The 18,039-nt window shown below is 33.6% G+C and carries 15 protein-coding genes; 7 read left to right on the top strand and 8 right to left on the bottom strand.

Annotated features, from left to right (window positions below; genetic code table 11):
* Positions 1–192: 192 nt before the first annotated feature.
* Positions 193–387, bottom strand: coding sequence for a hypothetical protein (locus RMO83_RS08420; protein WP_310559234.1), 195 nt, complete (start codon positions 385–387; stop codon positions 193–195).
* Positions 388–756: 369 nt separating this feature from the next.
* Between RMO83_RS08420 and RMO83_RS08415 the strand changes: the two genes are divergently transcribed.
* Positions 757–1,521: an Eco47II family restriction endonuclease gene (locus tag RMO83_RS08415; RefSeq protein WP_310559233.1), complete on the top strand. Its 765-nt coding sequence runs from the start codon at positions 757–759 to the stop codon at positions 1,519–1,521.
* Here RMO83_RS08415 and dcm read toward each other — a convergent pair.
* The 4 genes from dcm to RMO83_RS08395 all read right to left on the bottom strand — a co-directional run bounded on the left by dcm (position 1,497) and on the right by RMO83_RS08395 (position 8,327).
* Positions 1,497–2,735 (bottom strand): DNA (cytosine-5-)-methyltransferase, encoded by a 1,239-nt coding sequence (gene dcm / locus RMO83_RS08410; protein WP_409025007.1) that lies wholly within the window; start codon positions 2,733–2,735, stop codon positions 1,497–1,499. The two genes, RMO83_RS08415 and dcm, sit on opposite strands and share 25 nt — an antisense overlap.
* 246 nt (positions 2,736–2,981) lie before the next feature.
* Positions 2,982–3,416 carry a response regulator gene (locus RMO83_RS08405; RefSeq protein WP_310559231.1) on the bottom strand — a complete coding sequence of 145 codons (435 nt, stop codon included), beginning with the start codon at positions 3,414–3,416 and terminating at the stop codon, positions 2,982–2,984.
* Between the two features lie 2 nt (positions 3,417–3,418).
* Positions 3,419–7,744, bottom strand: a complete 4,326-nt coding sequence (locus RMO83_RS08400) for a PAS domain S-box protein (RefSeq protein WP_310559230.1) — start codon at positions 7,742–7,744, stop codon at positions 3,419–3,421.
* Between the two features lie 43 nt (positions 7,745–7,787).
* On the bottom strand, positions 7,788–8,327 hold the full coding sequence (locus RMO83_RS08395) for a helix-turn-helix transcriptional regulator (RefSeq protein WP_310559235.1): 540 nt from the start codon (positions 8,325–8,327) through the stop codon (positions 7,788–7,790).
* Positions 8,328–8,773: 446 nt separating this feature from the next.
* Here RMO83_RS08395 and RMO83_RS08390 point away from each other — a divergent pair, with 446 nt between their 5' ends.
* A complete protein-coding gene (locus RMO83_RS08390; protein WP_310559229.1) occupies positions 8,774–9,109 on the top strand; it encodes a hypothetical protein in 336 nt (111 codons plus the stop codon).
* Positions 9,110–9,185: 76 nt separating this feature from the next.
* Here the strand turns inward: RMO83_RS08390 and RMO83_RS08385 are convergent, their stop codons facing one another.
* Positions 9,186–11,375, bottom strand: a complete 2,190-nt coding sequence (locus RMO83_RS08385; protein ID WP_310559228.1) for a glutamine synthetase III — start codon at positions 11,373–11,375, stop codon at positions 9,186–9,188.
* 202 nt (positions 11,376–11,577) lie between these two features.
* On the opposite strand from RMO83_RS08385, the gene RMO83_RS08380 reads away from it, so the two are divergent.
* Together RMO83_RS08380 and RMO83_RS08375 are read left to right on the top strand one after the other, a co-directional pair.
* On the top strand, positions 11,578–12,591 hold the full coding sequence (locus RMO83_RS08380; RefSeq protein ID WP_310559227.1) for a glutamine synthetase beta-grasp domain-containing protein: 1,014 nt from the start codon (positions 11,578–11,580) through the stop codon (positions 12,589–12,591).
* Positions 12,592–12,726: 135 nt separating this feature from the next.
* A complete protein-coding gene (locus RMO83_RS08375) occupies positions 12,727–13,677 on the top strand; it encodes a TerC family protein (RefSeq protein WP_310559226.1) in 951 nt (316 codons plus the stop codon).
* Positions 13,678–13,731: 54 nt separating this feature from the next.
* Here the strand turns inward: RMO83_RS08375 and RMO83_RS08370 are convergent, their stop codons facing one another.
* On the bottom strand, positions 13,732–14,238 hold the full coding sequence (locus RMO83_RS08370; protein WP_310559225.1) for a hypothetical protein: 507 nt from the start codon (positions 14,236–14,238) through the stop codon (positions 13,732–13,734).
* Positions 14,239–14,430: 192 nt separating this feature from the next.
* Here RMO83_RS08370 and RMO83_RS08365 point away from each other — a divergent pair, with 192 nt between their 5' ends.
* The 3 genes from RMO83_RS08365 to purU all read left to right on the top strand — a co-directional run bounded on the left by RMO83_RS08365 (position 14,431) and on the right by purU (position 16,807).
* Positions 14,431–15,003 carry a DUF1543 domain-containing protein gene (locus tag RMO83_RS08365; RefSeq protein ID WP_310559224.1) on the top strand — a complete coding sequence of 191 codons (573 nt, stop codon included), beginning with the start codon at positions 14,431–14,433 and terminating at the stop codon, positions 15,001–15,003.
* Positions 15,004–15,093: 90 nt separating this feature from the next.
* Complete coding sequence (locus tag RMO83_RS08360) at positions 15,094–15,798, top strand: DUF4197 domain-containing protein (protein WP_310559223.1); 705 nt, start codon at positions 15,094–15,096, stop codon at positions 15,796–15,798.
* Between the two features lie 154 nt (positions 15,799–15,952).
* The gene (gene purU / locus RMO83_RS08355; protein WP_310559222.1) at positions 15,953–16,807 is read left to right on the top strand and encodes a formyltetrahydrofolate deformylase; all 855 of its coding nucleotides are present in this window, start codon (positions 15,953–15,955) and stop codon (positions 16,805–16,807) included.
* 407 nt (positions 16,808–17,214) lie between these two features.
* Here purU and RMO83_RS08350 read toward each other — a convergent pair whose 3' ends face one another.
* On the bottom strand, positions 17,215–18,000 hold the full coding sequence (locus RMO83_RS08350) for an alpha/beta hydrolase (protein ID WP_310559221.1): 786 nt from the start codon (positions 17,998–18,000) through the stop codon (positions 17,215–17,217).
* Positions 18,001–18,039: the final 39 nt, after the last annotated feature.

Genomic DNA, 18,039 nt, shown 5'->3' with positions numbered 1-18,039 from the left:
AGAAAAATAATTACTTTTACTCATCGTTTTTTGTCTTTTGCAAAACCAAATTACGATTTTAATTGAGAAGCCATTTTTATGGCTTCTTTTTTATTTACTTTTATCGGACAACAATGATTTATAAGATACTTTTAATACTTTGTTTACTGATTTTGCTACAGAACATTTTTCAACAATCAAAAACAGGGAAATCTATGATTCGTCTTTTGTGGTACGAACTAGGCTAATTCCTGATACGAAAAACACAATACCAAGTACGCCGTAAATAATAAGTTCTTTCACATCCTTTGTTCCGCCTGAAGTATCCGTAAACACTACGGCAGTATAGACAAGACCTCCTATTCCAAGAGCGGTGAGCAATGCTCCAAAAATTCTTTTTAAATTCATACTATTTATTATTAAAGGTTACTATTTAAAAAATTGCTTTTTCCATAGCGCAAAGTTGGCTTTGTTTCTCTAAAAAAATATTACACAATTCTTTATAAGTGTTATATCATTTACAGATTTGCAATTAAAAAATAGGGTGATTTCTAAATAGATTAATCGCGAAAACCTATAATTTGACGTTCAAGACGTGAAATTTGACATTCAAGACGTAATGTTTGACGTTCAAGAGCACCATCTTGGTAAACTTAAAAACCCCTTCCAGCCTTTAAAAGGGTGGAAGGGTTTACTCTTTAAAAATCGCAGCTAATTGACTTTTTGCAATACCGAATTAAAATTATAAATTAGCAATCGAAACAATTTTAAAAAATTATGAAAAATAAGTATGTCGATTTTATTTCTGACGAACATTTGCTGAATTGTATTGCAAATCTTCATAAAGCGTATTTAAAAGCTAAAAACAATATCACAAAAAAGAATTTTTATAGTAACAAAGTTGATACAATAAAATTGACTTTTGATGCGCAATTCAACGATATAAATCAAGAAAGTTTAATCCAAGCAGAAATATTGCGCCAAATTGACAAATCAATAAACAATTCTATTGGCACTTTTCACGAGCAAATTTTGGGCGGGATTAAGGGGTTCCAAGTTGGAAATTTAAGCGGTTTTGATATAAAAGCGAATGATGATACTTTATTTGCCGACATCAAAAACAAACACAACACAATGAACAGTAGTTCGGCAGAAAGTCTATTTCAGAAATTAAGAGATTATGGAGATGATTACAAAATAGCGAAATGTTATTGGGTTCAAATTCTTGCAAAAGGAAGTTTTTGTGAATTATGGAAAGGTGATATAAATGGCAAAGAATATAGTCATAGTAGAGTTTATAAAATCTCCGGAGACCAATTTTACGCTTTACTATCAGGGAAAAAAGATTCTCTTTTTCAATTATACAAAATATTACCATCGGCAATAAATGATTACTTGAATTCGATTGAAAAAGGCGATACCGTTAAAGAAAATTCTGCTTTGGACGAAATAAAATTAGAAAATAAAACTTCTAAAAGAACAATTTTAGATCAAATAACTTTTGAAAATTATAGCTATTATTTGGGTTTCGACAAATTATAATAAGTATTCAAAAACTTAATAATCGAATAACCAACTTCCTTTCCCAAATTAACAGGAACTGCATTTCCAATTTGCTTGTATTGTTGAGCAACAGAACCTTCAAATTTCCAATCGTCTGGAAAAGTTTGAATTCTCGCATATTCTCTAACCGTAAACGGTCGCGTTTCTTCAGGATGACATCTTTCCGTTTGCTTTTGTGCTGGACTGCAAGTTAATGTTAAACAAGGTTCATCCCAACCAATTCTTCTTGCGATTCCAGTTTTTCCACCACCAAGATGAAAACTTCCGCCCATAAATTCCTTTTGAATTTCTAAAGGTAAATCACGCCAATACCCTTTTTGTGGAACTAAATCTAAAACATCAATTTTACTTTTTGGATATTTAGAACCCTCAGATTTTGGAACATTGCAATCAAATAATTCACTTTTTTTTAAGGCATCTTTTAAGTTGTAAATTTTCTTGTATGGTTTTGGATATTCATATTTCAAATCAATATCTTTTCTAATTCCAACTAAAATTAATCGTTCTCGCTTTTGCGGAACATTAAAATTAATTGCTTTTAGAACTTGAACAGGAACAACATTATAACCAATTTCGTCAAGAATTGAGATCATTCCTTGCAAAGTTTTTCCGTTTTCGTGACTTAACAAGCCACGAACATTTTCGCCAATACAAATCGGAGGATTTACTTCTTTTACAGCCCTAGCAAATTCGTAAAACAAAGTTCCTCTTGCATCAGCTAGACCTAATTTTTTTCCAGCATAACTGAATGCCTGACAAGGAAAACCACCAGTTACAACATCAACTTTATTATGATAGTCTGAGAAATCGAATGATTTTATATCACCTTCTAAAACATTCCAATTTGGACGATTATTTCGCAAAGTTTGACAAGCCCATTTATCAATTTCATTTAAAGCCACACATTTCAAACCAGATTTTTCCATTCCAACAGCCAAACCGCCAGCGCCAGCGAATAATTCCAAAACGGCATAATCATTATGGGGTTCAACAAAATTTGAAACAGTTTCTTGAATATCATTATCCAAAAAATCAGCAAACAATGTATCTACATCTGATTTTCTATAAACTCTATAATTACTCATTGGTTCACGAACAGCAGAAAGTTTACCTTCTTTGTCCCAACGTCTTAAAGTTTCTTTGCTTTTTCCAATATATTCAGAAGTTTCCGAAAGTGTCATATATTCATTCATAACCAAATTGTTTAACCTTACACAATGGTTACAAATTTAAAAGAAAAAATGAAATAAACAAACGAATGAAAAATAAAAAGCAACACAATTAACATGCGTTTCACTAAATTGAATTCCAAAGTACAATAAAAAACACCACGCAAGGATTAACAAGACCTAAAACTCGGTATTCTAAAAAACCCTTCCAGCCTTTAAAAGGGTGGAAGGGTTTACAAATGTGTTTGATATTTAAAATAAGTGGTATAATTACATTCTATCCATATACCAGGTTAGTTCTTTTTCCATTTTATTTTGTTGGATAATCATAGTTATAATTTTTTGCAAACGCAGAAAGGCGGTTTCACTTTTTACAACATAATCAAAAGCTTTATGATGCATACATTGAACTGCTACTTCAATTTTGTCTTGTGAGGACAACATTATAACTGGAATAGCTGGGTTTTGCGCTTTAATTTTGTCTAAGGTCTCTAATCCATTCATGGCCGTTTCATCGATACCATCAAGATAATAGTCCAGGACAATTACGTCGGGATTGTGAGAAAGATTATCCAAGCAAAGTTCTCCGGTAGCAAAGGTTTCAATGCTGAAATTGCCAAGTTCCTCGAATTCCATTTCCAATGATTTTAGATGCAAAGCATCGTCGTCAACTAGGAAAATTTTGATTTTGGTTTCGTTGTTCACAATTAAGTATTTTTTATAAGGTTAAATTCTATTTCTAATTCTTTGCAGGCTTTTCTACAAATGGTTTCTAGTTTTAAAACCATTTGAGCTGTTTCATTGTTGAATTGTCCCGCTACTGCGTCTTCCTGAATTTTTCTTGCCATATTTTCTACATCTTGACTCATACCCATTATAGAAAAAGAGGGTATAATTTTATGTGCTGCTGCAGCTAATAATGGCCAATTTTTATCTACTACACTTTGCCGCATCGAGTCAAGCAAAGGTGGGGTTTGTTGCAAATAGATTGAAATCATTTCCATCATTAGTTTTGGATTAGACTTCGTTCTAACATGTAAATACTCTAAATTAGTGTATTTGATTTCGGTAATTTCCTTTTGATTTGTTTTCATGACCTCTTCATCTTTAGGAGCTCCTTTGTGAAATATTGGTTTTTTTACCAAACTTACAATTTTATTATATAATTCGCGCTCATCTACAGGTTTTGCAATATAATCATTCATCCCTACGGATTTGCATTTGGCTAAATCAACTGTGGTTACATCTGCGGTCAAAGCAATGATAGGAATTTTAGACTTCATGGTATTCCTGATATATTCTGTAGCTTCAAATCCATTCATTACTGGCATTTGCAAATCCATTAAAACAATATCGTATTGCTTTTCCTGAAGTTTCTCTATGGCTATCTGTCCGTTTTCGGCAATGTCACGTTCAAAGCCAAAATCATCCAAAAGGGTTTTCATCAATAATATATTTAAAGGCATATCCTCAACAACCAATACTTTTATACTCTTGAAATCCATTTCAATATCCACTGCATCAGCTTCGGATGGCATGCCGATAGTTGTTTTTAGAAATTTTAATGTAAAACTAAAAGTAGATCCTTCATCAATTTTACTTTTTACACATACCGTTCCGCCTTGCGGTTCTACTAATTGTTTCACGATAGCAAGTCCTAATCCAGTGCCCCCATACAATCTGGAAGTTCCGCTGGTCGCTTGCTGGAAATTGTCAAAAATAGTTTCCATTTTAATTTCGTCAATGCCAATACCGGTATCAGAAATGGCAAATTCTACCGTGGTACTTGCCTCGTCTTCGTCGAATAAGCGAACACTTACGGTTATTTTTCCTTTAGAAGTAAACTTTATCGCATTACTCACTAAATTTAAAATAATTTGGTGCAGACGAACAGGGTCGCCAATCAATACTTCTGGAATATTGGTATCATATTCCGAAATTAACTCTAAATTTTTCTCTTGAATTTTGGTTTCAAAAACATGCAACATTGCCGAAATAGAAGAGGAAAGTTTAAACGGAATATGCTCGAATGTCATTTTTCCAGCATCTACTTTGGCTAAATCAAGAATATCGTTGATGAGCACTATCATGGCATCACCACTCAATTTTATGGCAGATACATATTCCTTTTGTTTATCCGTCAAATCGGTTTTCAATACTACTTTTGTAAATCCTATGATGGCGTTCATAGGTGTACGTATTTCGTGACTCATATTCGACAAAAATTGTTGTTTTGCTTTTACAGCATTTTCTGCAGTTAACGTTGCCGCTTCGGCATTTCTTTTTTCTTCTTCGGCAATTTCAGTAGCTAGTTCGGCAAATACTTTTGCTTCTATCAATTCCTTTTCGGCTTTCTTTTGCTCGGTAATGTCGCGAGCTACAACAACTGCTCCTATTCTATTTCCATTTTCATCCTTATATACAGAACCATTGAACAATACAGGTGTTAGTTTTCCATCTTTTACCGTTAATGGATAATCAACTACAAAACCTTTCGAAAAGACTTCTTCATAGCCTTTTTTTGCTTTTTCGGGTTCGGTGAAATACGTTATAAAATCAGAACCAATTAAATTTTCTTTTGATACATCGGTAACTCTAACTGAAGCTTGATTGGTATCGGTAATTTTGCCATCTGGACTGATCGTAAATAGTGGATCACGACTGGCTTCAATTAAACTTAACGAATATTGTGAAGCCAGTTTTAAGGAATCGTTACTATATTCAAGATTTTTATTAGCATTATCACTTTTTAATTTTTGCTTATTTTGTTCTGTAATATCCCTTGCCGCAGCAAAAACACCAAGAACCTTATCGTTATCATCCTTATAGACCGAAGCATTGTATAAGACATCTGTTAATTTTCCACTGATATGTTTTATTGTTAACGGATAATCTTCAACATACCCATTTTCAAAAACCTGTCTATATCCTTCTTGTGCTTTTTTAGGATCTGTAAAATAATTAGAAAAATCAGTGCCAACAAGCTTTTCACGCTCGACCCCAGTAACTTTAATAGAGGCATTATTAACATCTGTAATTTTTCCTTCCACACTAATAGTTACTAGTGGATCTAAACTAGCTTCAATCAAACTTCGAGAATATTGAGAGGCTAATTTCAATGAATCGTTACTCTCTTCAAGATTTTTAGTAGCAATATCACTTTTTACTTTTTGCTTATTTTGTTCTGTAATATCCCTTGCTGCGGCAAAAACACCCAGAACCTTATCGTTATCATCCTTATAGACCGAAGCATTGTATAAGACATCTGTTAATTTGCCACTGATATGTTTTATTGTTAACGGATAATCTTCAACATACCCATTTTCAAAAACCTGTCTATATCCTTCTTGTGCCTTTTTAGGATCTGTAAAATAATGAGAAAAATCAGTACCAATAAGCTTCTCACGCTCGACCCCAGTAATTTTAATGGAGGCATTATTAACATCTGTAATTTTTCCTTCCGCACTAATAGTCACTAGTGGATCTAAACTAGCTTCAATCAAACTTCGAGAATATTGCGAAGCTAATTTTAAAGAGGAATTTAAATCTTCTAATTCTTTATTTTCAATAGCGCGTTTTACTTTTTCTTGGTTTTGAAAATCAAGTTCTTTGTCGGCTATTTCTAGTTCATCGGCGCGGTCTTGTTTTTCGCCCGTTTGAAATAAAAGTTCTTTGTTGGCGATGATTAACTCATCGGCACGATTTTGTTTCTCTGTTTGTTGATGCAACAATTCAATATTTGCAATTCCGAGCTCATCGGCACGATTTTGCTTTTCATCTTTTTGATATAAAAGTTCTTTGTTGGCTAGGATTAATTCTTGTGCTCTATTTTCTTTTTCCTGATTTTGATAGGCTAATTCTTCATTAGCAATACCTAATTCATTGGCTCTATTTTCTTTTTCTTGATTTTGGTAAGCTAATTCTTCATTAGCAATGCTTAATTCATTGGCTCTATTTTCTTTTTCCTGATTTTGATAAGCTAATTCTTTGTTGGCAATTTGCAAATCCAAAGCCCATTTTTGCTCCGCAATATCTCTTGCTACAATTACAACTCCTAGAATTTCGCCATTATCATTTCTATAGACACTTCCGTTGAATAATACATCGGTCAATTTGCCATCTTTATGGCGAATAGTTAGAGAAGAATCGGCAACTGAACCTTTTTCAAACACTTCTTGATATACCTCACGAGCACTTTGTTGATCCGTAAAATAATCGAAAAAATCGGAGCCTACAAGTTCTTCTCGAGTCACACCAGTTACATTGACCAAGGCTTCATTCATATCCATAATTTTCCCGTTAACACTAATGGTTACTAGTGGATCTTGGCTTGCTTCGATGAGGCTTAAAGCATATCTGGAGGCTGATTTTTGTTCAGCGGTATGACTTTCTAATTCCTGATTTTTTTCTTTCTGACTTTTAATGATAAGAAATCCGAGAATAAAAATGGTAGCTAAAAAAACAAGAAGTAAAAAAAAGATAAATTCAGAAGATTGATAGTCATTTTCGTTTTCAATTTTTCGAGCATTAAGCAGTCTGAATTCTTCATTAGTAACAGCACTTTTTGCAGCTCTAATTTTGTCTGCAATGATTTTCTCCTCTTCAATTATTCTTGTTTTTTCGGAATTAGTCAATAAATCTGGAGTCTTAGTGGCTAAATATTTTTCTGTAAAACGCAGTCGATCAGCAACCTGCTTTTTTAGTAAAGTTAAATTGATTTCCTGATTAGGATTATCCTTGATTAGCAGTTCTAATGAGTCTAAATTAGCGTATACTTTGGATTTAGACAGCTCATAAGGGGCTAAAAAAACTTTATTCCCAGATAATAAATAACCTCTAAATCCGGTTTCAATATTAAGAACGTCTATTAATACTTCGTTACTCTTATTGATGACTACTTGAGTATGTAACAATTTTTTGCTCGAAGCGATTTCCTTTTGACTGTTTGCATAGAAAATTACCAAAACTGTGGTCAACAGAATAGTTGATACAATGTAAAAGAGTTTCGTTCTTTTTTCTAATATAAATGTCATAATGCTATTGTAAAAAATAGGTTTATCCCAATTGATTATTGAATCAAATATCCTCAATCGGACTTCGTCTTTTGTCTTTCAATTGTTTAAAATGAGAAGGAGTAAGCCCAGTCACTTTCTTAAACTGACTCGATAAATGGGCAACACTACTGTACCCCATTTTCCAAGCGATTTCGGTAATATTAAGTTCTCCGTAAATCACTAATTCTTTAATGCGTTCTACTTTATGAGAAATAATATATTGCTCAATCGTAGTTCCTTGTACTTCTGAAAATAAATTAGACAAATACGTGTAATCGTGATTCATTTTTTCGCTCAAATAATCTGAAAAATTAACCTTAATAATTTCGTCTGAGTGATGTACCATTTCGATGATAACGGTTTTGATTTTCTCGATTAGCATGGCTTTTTTGTCGTCCATCAGTTCAAGACCAACCGCAAGTAAATTTGCTTTTAATAGCGTTCGTTTTTCCATTGATATGATTTCCATAATATCAACTTCTCCTAAATCGACAAGGATATAATGCAGTCCTAGTTTTTTTAGCTCTTCTTTTACTGCCATTTTGCAGCGGTTGCTAACCATGTATTTAATATATAATTTCAAATTATTTTATTATTTAGAATAGTTAGTGTAAAAGTCGAACGATTCGCCTTGAAAAGACTTATACAACTTTAGAAAAAAGTTATATAATTCACACATTTTGTTTTCATTAGAAATGAATAATGAACATCTTAAAATAATTAATTTATCTTTTTACATAGGATCAATTTCAAAGGTTCAAAGTATTCCTATTTTGCTAAGGTACGACATATTCAATGAAAATCTTGCAGTAAAAAATTTTGAAACTATGCAACCTTGTTTTTTCAACTATTACCATATTTAGGGATATATAGTAGACTTATACTTAATTTTCTTAAGGTAAATCGATTATTTTTTATCACAAAAATCTTTGCCAAAATTCAAAACTTTGGCAAAGTTATTCAAGAAATCTTTTTTAAATGCAACTTGGTACTGTCATCTAAAAAACTATGCCGCTAATAGAACCCGAGAGTTCTGGGTTTTATCCCGAGAGTTCTGGGATGGAACCCGATAGTTCCGAGTTCAATCCCGAGAGTTCCAGGTTCGATCCCAAGAGTTGCGGGTTCAACCCCGAGAGTTCCGGGTTCAATCCCGAGAGTTCCGGGTTCGACCCCAAGAGTTCCGGGTTCGACCCCAAGAGTTGCGGGTTCGACCCCAAGGGTTGCGGGTTCGACCCCAAGAGTTCCGCGTTCGACCCCGAGAGTTCCGGGTTCGACCCCGAGAGTTCCGGGCGGCGACCCGAGAGCTCAATGTCATTAAGACTGATTAAGCGCGTTATAACTTAATTTTCTTAATGGTTTAATTCATAGCAAAATGCCTCTCCAAAACTGAAGAGGCATTTTTAGCATATTGTACGTTTTATTATTTCGTAAGCAACAATTCTCTGTATTTGGTCAAGGTCCAAATTTCGTCATCTACTAATAATTCTAGTTTATCACAGTGATTTCTGATTTCTTCAAAATAAGGTTTCACCTTGTTGCAATACCCTTCAGCCATTTCTTGAGCGTTTGATAAATGATTGGCAATTTTTCTTTCGTTAGTCATCGCTTCTACCTTAGAATTAATTCCTTCGATATGTCCTGAAATTTCTCTGATAATTGTAATTTGCTCTTTGGCCAAAGCTTTAAATTCATCGCCAAAAATATCTTTTAGACCTTTCACATTTTCGATCAAAGTGTTTTGATACCGAATCGCTGTTGGAATAACATGATTGATAGAAAGATCGCCTAAAACTCTGCCTTCGATTTGAATTTTCTTAGTATATTCTTCCAATTCAATTTCGTAACGCGCTTCCATTTCTATGTGATTCAAGATTCCCATTTCTGAAAATAAATCCAAAGCTTGTTTTGAAACTCTAGCTTTCAAAGCTTCTGGCGTGGTTTTGAAATTGCTTAAACCTCTTTTGGCAGCTTCTTTTTCCCAAGCATCGCTGTAACCATCGCCTTCGAAAAGTATTTTCTTAGAAACTTTAATGTATTCTCTTAAAACATTAAAAATAGCTTCGTCCTTTTTCAATCCTTTGTTTTCAATCAAAGCATCGACTTCAATTTTGAAATCCTTCAATTGTTTGGCAACAATGGTGTTCAAAGTCGTCATCGCATTCGAACAGTTTGCCGAAGAACCCACCGCTCTAAACTCGAATTTATTTCCGGTGAAGGCAAAGGGCGAAGTTCTATTTCTATCGGTATTATCCAAAATAACTTCCGGAATTTTTCCAACGACATTCAATTTTAAATCGGTTTTTTCTGCTGGTGATAATTTACCGTCGGTTACGCCTTCTAATTCCGCTAAAACTTTGGTTAATTGTTCTCCAATAAAGACAGAAATAATGGCTGGTGGTGCTTCATTGGCGCCCAATCTATGATCGTTACTTGCTGTTGCAATAGCAGCTCTCAACAAGGTTTCATAATCATTTACTGCTTTGATGGTATTGATAAAGAAAGCTAAAAATTGCAAATTACTCATTGGCGTTTTGCTTGGACTCAACAAATTCACGCCAGTATCAGTAGCCAAAGACCAATTGTTGTGTTTTCCTGAACCGTTGACCCCTTTGAATGGTTTTTCGTGTAATAAAACTTTCAAATCGTGACGTTCTGCTACTTTTTGCATCACATCCATCAACAAACAATTGTGATCGACAGCTAAATTGGTTTCTTCGAAAATCGGCGCCAACTCAAATTGATTCGGTGCAACTTCATTATGGCGCGTTTTTACCGGAATTCCGAGCAACATACATTCTTGTTCTAAATCGCGCATATACGTCAAAGCACGAGTTGGAATGGAACCAAAATAATGATCGTCTAATTGTTGCCCTTTGGCAGAAGTGTGCCCTAACAAAGTTCTTCCGGTCATTAAAATATCGGGGCGAGAATTAGCCAACGCGCTGTCTACCAAAAAATATTCTTGTTCCCAACCTAGTGTTGCTGTGACTTTTTTGACATTTTTGTCAAAATATTTACACACATCTGTAGCGGCTTCATCAATGGCCGATAAGGCTCTCAATAAAGGAATTTTATTATCTAATGCTTCTCCTGTGTATGAAATAAAAACCGTTGGAATACATAGCGTTGTACCGTAAATAAACGCAGGAGATGTCGGATCCCAAGCCGTATAGCCTCTTGCTTCGAATGTGTTTCTGATACCGCCGTTCGGAAAACTAGAAGCATCTGGCTCTTGTTGTACCAATTGTCCGCCACCAAATTTTTCGACTGGATCGCTACCATCATAGGAAGTTTCGAAGAAAGCATCATGTTTTTCGGCTGTAGTTCCTGTTAACGGTTGAAACCAATGCGTGTAATGAGTTACACCTTTTGATAAAGCCCACTCTTTCATACCCATAGCAATATAATCGGCTAATTTTCTTTCTATTTTAGTACCGTTTACAACAGCACCTTGCACTGCTTTCAAAGCATCCGAAGTCAAATATTGCTTCATCGCTTTTTCATTAAAAACATTAGAACCAAAAATGGTTGATTTCCTATCCATCTCCTCAAAATAGATTGGTTTTCTGGTTGAAGCTTCATTTAAAGCTTGAAAACGTAAAGTTGCCATAATTGCGATATTTTTTAACAAATGTAATTATTAATTTTAGCATATAAAAAATTTTAAATTTACAATATTACCCATCCAATAATAGGGTATTCATAAAAATAACAGCATATAAATTAATTTACACCCCTTTGTTTTATACTAACAATACTTTTAATTTATATTTGCATAATAATAAAACAACACTTAATTAATTTATATTGTTATGGCAAAAATTAAACTAGAGTACCTTTGGTTAGACGGATACGAACCAACTCAAAATCTTAGAAGTAAAACTAAAGTAGAAGAGCACGAAAATTTTCAAGGAACCATAGAAGAGATTGGAAACTGGTCTTTTGACGGTTCATCAACTAGACAAGCAGAAGGCGGTTCATCTGACTGTATGTTAGTTCCTGTTGCAATTTACCCAGACCCAACTCGTATCAATGGATATTTAGTAATGACAGAAGTTATGAATGCTGATGGAACTCCACACGAATCAAACGGTAGAGCTACCATTGATGATGATGGTGATTTCTGGTTCGGTTTCGAACAAGAATATTTCATTATGGATACAAAAACTTTATTACCTCTTGGTTTCCCTGTTGGAGGTTACCCAGCGCCACAAGGAATGTACTACTGTTCAGTTGGAGGAAAAAATACACACGGAAGAAAATTAGTTGAAGAGCACGCTGATATTTGTATTGCTGCTGGTATCAACTTCGAAGGAATTAATCAAGAAGTTGCTTGTGGGCAATGGGAATTCCAATTGTTTGCAAAAGGAGCTAAAAAAGCAGGAGACGAAATCTGGGTTGCTAGATATATTTTAGACCGTTTGACTGAAAAATACGGTTATTATATTGAATACCACCCAAAACCACTAGGAGATACTGACTGGAATGGTTCTGGTATGCACGCTAACTTCTCTAACGACATTCTAAGAACTTGCGGTGACAAAGAAGTTTATGCAAAAATTTGTGAGGCTTTCCGACCTGTAACTGCTGAGCACATTGCTGTTTATGGCGCTTACAACGAGCAACGTTTAACAGGTAAACACGAAACGGCATCTATCCACGATTTCTCTTGGGGAGTTTCTGATAGAGGATGTTCAATCCGTATTCCATTGATCGCTGTTCAAAAAGGATACAAAGGATGGTTAGAAGATAGAAGACCAGCATCGAATGGTGATCCATACAAAATTGCTGCAAGAATTATCAAAACTGTAAAATCAGCTATATAATTCCTAATTATAATAATTTAAAAGTGCTTTCAGAAATGGAGGCACTTTTTTTATGGTGTAAAATCACAATAGTAGTCTTTTTGTCAACGTCAAAAGGTATCTTTGCATAATCAATAGTACAAAATTGCATAAAATATGACTGTCTGGATATTCTTTATAGCTGCTATCTTAGTATTCTTAGCGCTAGACTTAGGTGTTTTCAATAAAACCCCACATATTATTAGTTCTAAAGAAGCCGGCAAATGGACAGCAATATTCGTAACTATATCTATTCTGTTTTCAGGAGTGATTTATTGGCTGTACAGCAATGCTTATATAGCAAACCCCGACGAATTAAAACCAACAACCGCTGCAATAAAATACATCACTGGTTATTTAATTGAATTATCGCTTAGTATCGATAATATATTTGTTATTGCTATCATTTTTTCTTCCTTTAAAATACCTCAAAAATACCAACATAGAGTATTATTTTGGGGAATATTAGGAGCTATAATCTTTAGAGGTTTATTGATTTATTTTGGAGTTTTACTAATCAATAAATTCAGTTGGACCACCTACATATTTGGTGCATTCTTGATTTTTACTGCTGCAAAAATGTTGTTTACCACAGAAGAAGATGATTTTCAACCTAAAGATTCAATAATCTATAAATTACTCGGAAAAATAATTCCCATTACCAAAACATTCGAAAAGGAACATTTTTTTATAAAAATAGCTAGTAAAACTTTTGCCACACCATTATTTGTAGCGCTAATTGTAATTGAAGTTATGGATGTAATTTTTGCATTGGATAGCGTTCCAGCAATTCTAGCCATTACTTCAGACCCGTTTATAGTATTTAGTTCCAATATTTTTGCGATTTTAGGTTTGCGTTCTATGTATTTCTTCTTGGCCAATATGCTGGAAAAATTCAGCTACTTAGAATACAGTTTGATTGCGATTTTGACTTTCGTTGGACTCAAAATGTTACTTCACGATTTATATGAATTACCCGAATGGGTTTCGTTGGCTTTCATTGCGCTATCGCTTACAATAGGAATAATAGTTTCGTTAAAAATGAGCGAAGAGACGTCTTCAAAATAAAATACAAAAAAAGGAAATCGAGAGATTTCCTTTTTTTATATAATTCACTTTTTACTAAAAATTAAACTTTTGAATTTGACTGTCATTAATTTTTATGGCGGCCATAACGGCTGATAAATTGCTTTTATCTACTGCATAAACAATATTCGCAGGAACAACTACAATTCTAAAAAATTGGTTCAATCGATAACCTGCGTCTAGTGTAGCCAAATTATTCCCTTCTAAATAAATTTGAACGTCATTTTTTGTAAAATCAAAATTATAACCAAAATCTCTGGTTCCATCTGCAAAATAATGTGTCTCTGGCAAGAATTCCCATAAGTCAGCACCATTCACAGTACCGGTCAAACGATATACTAATACCATATCACTAGAGTAAATGGCTCCTGGAAAATTAAATTTTACAATGTAATTATTGGCAGCTGTAAAATTATAAGCAACCTTATTCTCAAATACCGTGCTAATGGTATCATTATCAACATAATTTGAATCAGTAATTGTTGTACATCCTTGTAAACTTAAAATTCCGATAACGGCTAAAATCGTAATTATTTTTTTCATGATTTCTTATTTATTAAATGGTTCAAATAGGCTATTTCAAAAACCAAACCAGAAATTTATTTTTTAATTGAAATTAGTAAAAATAAATTGAATTATATTTGTTAATACGAAAGAAACCTAGCAAAAATGGACTATGAGCTTTGCGAAAATATTTAAAATACTTGTGTCCAATTCAATAATAAACAGTGATACATGAAAGACAAACTTAAATTATACATGGTACTATTGGGTTGTAAACCTAAAGGCAGAAATACAGAACAACACGATATTTTTTTTGGCATTGGACAATCGCTAAAAGAATTGATTCCTGAAATGAAAGCTTTTTGGCCTGAAGCAAAAGGAAAAATTCACATTGATGCTTGGAGAGAAGTGAAAGTCGTGGATAATTTCTCGATTGAAATTGTTACTAAAAAACTATCGGCAGAACCAAATGAGAATAATTTATTTTTTATCAATCTGGGAGGTTACAAAGAAAGCGAATTCGAAGAATACCATTATAAAATACTCACAGTTGGCGAAAATTTAAGTGCTGCTTCTAAAAATACCAAAACAACTACTTTCTTTAAACATTGCGGTTTCAAAGGAGCTACTTCGCATATTGATGACAAATACGGAATTGACGTGGATGATATTTATAATGTCGCCGATATTTTGTCCGATCGATGTAAAGAATTGTATTCTATGAACATTACAAAAGTAAAAACCTTTATCGAAGAAGATGCTGTGCATATTGGTTATTTGAAATTGGATAAAATCTTGGTTTGATACATAAATTATGGTATTGTTATTGAAAGTAGTATTTTTGACCCGAGTGTCCTAACGAATACACTAGGCTAACTCATAAAAAAAAATAAAATGAAAAAAGTTATACTGTTAGTGTTGGTGTTTTCCTTTTTTAGTTGTGCCGAAATGCAACAAGTAATGAATCAGTTTCCGCAAACGCAAGGCTTCGGCATCGATATTTCAGGCGGATTAAAAGAAGCTTTGAATAATGGTATTTCAAAACAAGTAACAAAATTAACCGCTGTTGATGGTTTTTACAGAAATGAAGCCGTTAAAATTTTACTGCCCGATGAATTGAAAAAAGTAGATGCAAGTTTAAGAAAAATGGGACTAAGCTCTTTGGCAGATGAAGGATTAAAAGCTATCAATCGTGCCGCCGAAGATGCGGTTAAAGAAGCAACTCCAATATTTATAGATGCTGTTGTGAATATGTCTTTTTATGACGCCAAAACTATTTTAATGGGAAATGACAATTCAGCAACTATGTATTTACAAAACAGTACTTCGACCTCTTTATACGGAAAATTTAATCCTGTAATAAAAAATTCGTTTACTAAAGTGGGCGCGGACAAAGTTTGGACGAATATCATCACTAAATACAATATGATTCCATTCGTGCAAAAAGTAAATCCCGATTTGACTGATTATGTAACCAATCAGGCGATGGTGGGCGTATTTAAAATGATTGCAGTCGAAGAAAAAAACATTAGAACCAATTTAAATGCAAGAACTTCCGTTTTACTACAACAGGTTTTTGCAATGCAGGATAAAAAATAAATAAATCACCTCAGAGTAGAGCCCCGGAAGTATTAGCAAAATAACAGCCACAGATTCACAGATTGTAAAAAATCTATTTTAATCTGTGAATCTGTGGCAAAAAAAATATAGAAGCAGAACTTCGAGAAATTAAACCTTAAGAAATTAAAATGATATGCAAAAAATTATTATCCTAATTCATTGCGAAGACCAAAAAGGAATTATCGCTGCAGTGACCGATTTTATTGTACAAGTAGAAGGAAATATCATCTATATTGACCAACACGTAGATTTTGAACAAAACGTATTTTTTATGCGTTTAGAATGTGAACTTACTAATCCAAACAGTAATCTGACGGCCATAAAACGTGTTTTCGAGCAGTCCATAGCGGCCGATTTTAAAATGGCTTGGGAGATTCATCCTAAAGAAAAAAAGCTAAAAATGGCTTTGTTTATTTCGAAATATGACCATTGTTTGTTTGATGTTTTGGGGCGCTACAGTTCTGGAGAATTTAATGTTGAAATTCCTTTAATTGTGAGTAATCACGAGGATTTACGTGCAGTTGCGAATCGTTTTGATATTCCATTTTTTTATATTCCATTTACAAAAGACATAAAGGAAGAAGGTGAAAAACAGCAAATAGAATTACTTCAAAAACACGATGTAGATTTTATTGTTTTGGCGCGCTATATGCAAATCATCACTCCCAATTTGATTTCACTTTACAAAAATAAAATCATTAACATTCATCATTCGTTTTTACCGGCTTTTCCGGGTGCAAAACCCTATCATTCGGCTTTTAATCGAGGGGTGAAAATTATCGGAGCCACAAGTCACTATGTTACAGAACAACTGGATGAAGGACCAATTATAGAGCAAGATATTACACGGGTTTCGCACATAAACTCTATTGATGATTTTATTATGAAAGGTCGAGATTTAGAGCGAATTGTTTTGGCAAGAGCCATAAAACTCCACTCCGAACGAAAAACAATGGTCTATGACAATAAAACTATCGTGTTTTACTAAATTAACGGAACTACAACAGAGTAATAACATATCATTAACAGCTATGAGTTTAAAATAGTTTGATCTTTGTAAAATAATAAACTGGTTATTTATTATTTTGGTTTTGGTTAGTTAAAAAGGTGTCCCGCAAATTGCGGGACTTTTTTTTGTGATTAACTAAAATACCTAAATCACTAAAAAGTATCTAATTATTTACATTCCATGTTTTTGCAACTAAATTAAAGCACGAGTTTGAGGCAAATACCTTTCACCTATAGAAAACTTAACTTATTTCCAACAAAGTAATAACATATCATTAACAGCGATAAATCAAAAAGTGTATGATCTTTGTACAGTAATAAACTGGTTATTTATTATTTTGTTTTTGGTTAGTTACAAGAATGTCTCACAAATTGTGAGACATTCTTTTATTTAATGCATCCCATAAAGGACAGGACTTCAGCATTAAAAATCGCCGGCTGCTCTACATTGACTACGTGACCACATCGCTCAATCACAAACAATTTTGAAGATTTATAGTGCTTTTCGACCACCAACCGAACCGAGGGTAAAAACATATAATCTTCTTCTCCCATCACATAAAGCGTTGGAATATCAAGTTCTACTTGTCGAAACCATTTGAGCACCGGATTAATTTCGGCGGTGAGTTTAAACCATTTTATGAACTCTTTTTGGTATAACTTTTTAGCTTCATTAATAAAAAGCAATCGCGATTGTTTGTGACTTTTTTTAGGCATAATCACAAAAGCAAAAAACTTATACAACACCAAATAAGGCAACACATATTTGAACGTATTCCCTACTTTCATCAAGATTTGAGATCGAAAATTCATTTTCAATATCGCACCACCTAAAATCATACTTTGCACGCGTTCAGGATGCATTTCGGCTAATTGCCGGATGAGAATCGTACCCAGAGAAATTCCGACGAAATGTGATTTTTCAATTTTGAGATGGTCAATTACTTCCAGAACATCGTTAGCTATTGCTTCGAAAGTATATTTTTGTTTGAACGCTTTTTTAATTTGAGCATTTGAATTTCCGTGACCACGCAAGTCGAGCAACAATACATTATATTGATTTTTAAAATCCCGAATTTGCTTGAACCATATAGACGAACTACCGCCAGCTCCATGGACGAACGTCACCCACTGATTGCTATTTTCGTTTTTATATATGGTGTAGTTTATCATTGGATTTTCGAACTAAGATCAACGATTTTTGATTGCAGA

The sequence above is a fragment of the Flavobacterium sp. genome (assembly GCF_031423415.1).
GTDB lineage: Bacteria > Bacteroidota > Bacteroidia > Flavobacteriales > Flavobacteriaceae > Flavobacterium.
This window is presented reverse-complemented; position numbering and strand designations above follow the sequence as displayed.